This is a genomic window from uncultured Campylobacter sp. (assembly GCF_938045595.1).
Lineage (GTDB): Bacteria > Campylobacterota > Campylobacteria > Campylobacterales > Campylobacteraceae > Campylobacter_B.
In genome coordinates this window covers 1-1,102 of record NZ_CALIBB010000279.1, presented here as the reverse complement: position 1 = coordinate 1,102, position 1,102 = coordinate 1, and the positions used below count along the sequence as shown (strand labels likewise).

Sequence of the window (1,102 nt, the reverse complement as noted above, 5' to 3'; positions counted from 1 at the left end):
ACGAAGCGAGCGCGCAGCTTTTAAAGTGCCTTGTGGATGCAGGTAAGGTCGTTTTCAGAGATGGCTACTATAAAATCGCCAAGAAATAGCGACGGAATTGCGAGGTAGAATTTCGTTTCGTAATTTAATGGCAAAATTTTATCGAGATTTCGCAGGTGGAATTTTGCGTCCAAATTTTTAATAGGTGAAATTTTATGTAAATGAGCCACGATGAAAGAATAGGGCGCGTAATCCAGATTTAAAATTCTCCAAAGAATAAATTTAATCGGCGAAAATTCTAATGGCAAAAATGCGGGCGCAAATGCTTCGGCTAAAGAAAATTCCGATATCAAAAAAATATAATTCTAAAAATCCCGCCTTGCAAAGCTCTGGCAGCGAAGATCAGAGTGCCGAAAATTCTAATAGCAAAAATTCCGATATCAAAAATTCGGGTGTGCAGAATTCCGGTGCATAAAATTTAGCTCGCATTATGAAAAATGAAGCTGCATTAAAATTTAAAAATTTCACCACCCGCGCTTTTTTGGATCCGCATAAAGCTCGCGCGTGCAGGTGCGGCTCTTTGCTACGCACGTCCCGCCGAAACCATTTGTCTCGAAAGATTAAGCGCCGATGCGACGCCGAGCGGAGTGGGTAAAAATTTAAAAAGTCAAAATTTTAAAAACCGAAACACTACGAGTACGAATTGCGAGGCAGGTCGCTACATAGATTTTAGCGCGGATTACGGATCGCGACATACGCTTTATAGCATATTGCTACAGCACATGCCAAAGCATAAACTTTAACGCAGATCGAGACTTAAATTTCAATGCATACCGCGATATAAATTCTAGCACGGATCGCGGCATGTGTCACGGCATAAATTCTAATGCAGATCGCGATATAAACTCCGGCAGGCATCGCGCCATAAATTTTAAAATTTCAAACGCAAATTTAAAAACGAATTTAGCAGTTTTAAAAGCAGATTTAAGGACGGGTTTTAGATGATAAAATTTTTAAATTTAAAAGTTGCCGCCGCCATGTTCGTGCTGCTGCTCGCGGGCTGCGACGGATGGAAGCACCATCTAAGCACTGATGGCACCTCGCTCGCCTCCAAGTTCGACCC

2 protein-coding genes are annotated in these 1,102 nt (G+C 41.7%); both read left to right on the top strand.

Features of this window, described 5'->3' with window-relative positions; translation table 11 throughout:
- The first annotated feature begins 301 nt into the window (after positions 1 to 301).
- Positions 302 to 454, top strand: coding sequence for a hypothetical protein (locus Q0340_RS10915; RefSeq protein WP_298083323.1), 153 nt, complete (start codon positions 302 to 304; stop codon positions 452 to 454).
- A 389-nt stretch (positions 455 to 843) separates the two neighbouring features.
- Positions 844 to 984 carry a hypothetical protein gene (locus Q0340_RS10910; protein ID WP_298083322.1) on the top strand — a complete coding sequence of 47 codons (141 nt, stop codon included), beginning with the start codon at positions 844 to 846 and terminating at the stop codon, positions 982 to 984.
- The last annotated feature ends 118 nt before the right edge of the window (positions 985 to 1,102 follow it).